The organism is Streptomyces sp. NRRL S-495, from assembly GCF_000966955.1.
In the GTDB taxonomy this organism is placed as follows: Bacteria; Actinomycetota; Actinomycetes; order Streptomycetales; family Streptomycetaceae; genus Kitasatospora; species Kitasatospora purpeofusca.
Window position 1 is genome coordinate 1 of sequence record NZ_JZWY01000801.1, and the last position, 1837, is coordinate 1837.

The 1837-nt window shown below is 70.0% G+C and carries 1 protein-coding gene; it reads right to left on the bottom strand.

Features of this window, described 5'->3' with window-relative positions:
* Positions 1 to 50: 50 nt before the first annotated feature.
* On the bottom strand, positions 51 to 1709 hold the full coding sequence (locus VR45_RS33760) for an alpha/beta hydrolase (protein ID WP_045943721.1): 1659 nt from the start codon (positions 1707 to 1709) through the stop codon (positions 51 to 53).
* Positions 1710 to 1837: the final 128 nt, after the last annotated feature.

A 1837-nucleotide genomic window follows, 5' to 3' on the forward strand; every position in this document is an offset into this window, starting at 1 on the left:
TACCTCCTCAGGTACCGGGCCCGTTCGCGTTTTCGCCGTTCAGTTCCCCGTCAGCGGAGCATGCCCCGGACGGCCTCGGGGTCGGTCGGGGCGAGCGGGGCGGCGTCGGGCGAACCCGTGGCGCCGGTGAGGGACTTGGCGGCCGGGGGCGGGGTCACGTAGACCGGGTCGGGCTCGGCGCCGGGGGCGCAGGTCTTGGCGATCCGGCCCTTGCCGCTCGGCAGGCTGCCGTCGCGGAGGTAGGCGGTGAAGGTGTCGTCCAGGCAGGCGTTGCCGTGGAACAGGATCTCGTGGAAGCTGCCGCCGTCCTGGACGACGAGCTTGGCACTGGGCAGCGCGTCGCGCATGGCGAGCCCGCCCTCGTAGGGGGTGGCGCCGTCCTCGGTGGACTGGAACAGCAGCACGGGCGGCAGGCCCTTGCCGGTGATCTTCAGTCGGCCGGCCCGGTTGCCCTCGTAGGGCCAGAACATACAGGCGGCGTTGTACCACATGTTGTTATAGGTGTAGAAGGGCGCGACGGCGTCGACCTTGGCCTGGTCCTTCTTCCAGTACTCCCAGTCGCGCGGCCAGGCGTTCTCGGTGCACTGGACCGCGTTGTAGGCGGGGAAGGAGCCGTCGTCGGTGCCGGGGGCCGCGTAGCGGTTGTAGGCGATGGCGAGCGGCCGGGTGTCGTGCTGGGTGACGTACGCGGAGAGCACGGTGGCCATCCGGGGCCAGCGGAGGAAGTTGTAGCCGCCGCCGTAGAAGGTGTCCTCGAACTCGGCCGGTCCGATCTTCCCGACGGCCGGGGCGGCGTCCAGCGGGTCGGTCCGCAGGGCGGCCTCGACCTGGTCGTAGGCGCGCTGGATGTCGGCGGGGTCGGTGCCGAGGTGGTAGACGGAGTCGGCCTTGGCGGTCCAGGCCGTGAAGGCCTCGAAGCGGCGCTGGTGCTCCTTGTCCTGGAGCTTGTTGTGCTCGTACCAGGTGGTGGTCGGGCCGACGATGCTGTCGAGCACCATCCGGCGCACCCGGGACGGGAACAGCTGTCCGTAGGTGGAGCCGAGCGAGGTGCCCCAGGAGCCGCCGTAGAAGTTGATCTTCGGCTCGCCGAGTGCCCGCCGGATGCTGTCCATGTCGCGGGCGTTGTCGACGGTGGTCATGTGGGGGAGCAGCCAGGACCAGTCGGCCGCGCAGTCGGAGGCGTAGCCGGCGGCCTTCTTCAGCCAGGCCTTCGCGGTGCCCTGGTCGACCTGGTAGTCGGGGCGCTCGGCGTCGAAGTAGTCGGGGTCGCAGACGACATGGGGCTCGCTGCCGTTGGTGCCGCGCGGGTCGAAGCCGATCCAGTCGTAGGTGGAGGCGACGTCGGCCGGGATCTGTCCGGAGATGAAGGCGGGCATCCAGAGGCCGGAGTTCCCCGGGCCGCCGGGGTTGAGCAGGATCGGGCCCTGGCGCTTGTCCTTGGGTGCGGTGGCGGGGAGCCGGTTCAGCTTGATCTTGATCTTCCGGCCGCGCGGGTCGGAGTAGTCGACCGGCACGTCGAGCATCGCGCACTGCAGCGTCGGCGTGGCCGGGTCCTCGCAGGAGCTCCAGGCCAGGGTGCCCTGCCCGGTGTCGGACAGCACGCTCCGGTCGTCGAGTCCGTCGGCCCCGGGCTCGACGCCGACGGCGGCGGCGCCGCCGAGGAGGGCGATGGCGGTGGCGGCGGACAGTAAGGTGATGACTTTTCTCATGGTGAGCATGATGTGATATGTGCAATGTCACATCCACTCAGCTGACGTGACGTTATGAAGCTGTGATGGCACGGCGGTTCGGCGGCGGCAGCCGTTCGTGGTCCGGTGCACCCGCTCCGACCTGGTAC

Coding starts and splice junctions, on each gene's coding strand:
- VR45_RS33760 (WP_045943721.1), bottom strand. CDS start 1,709: ATGAGAAAAGTCATCACCTTACTGTCCGCCGCCACCGCCATCGCCCTC.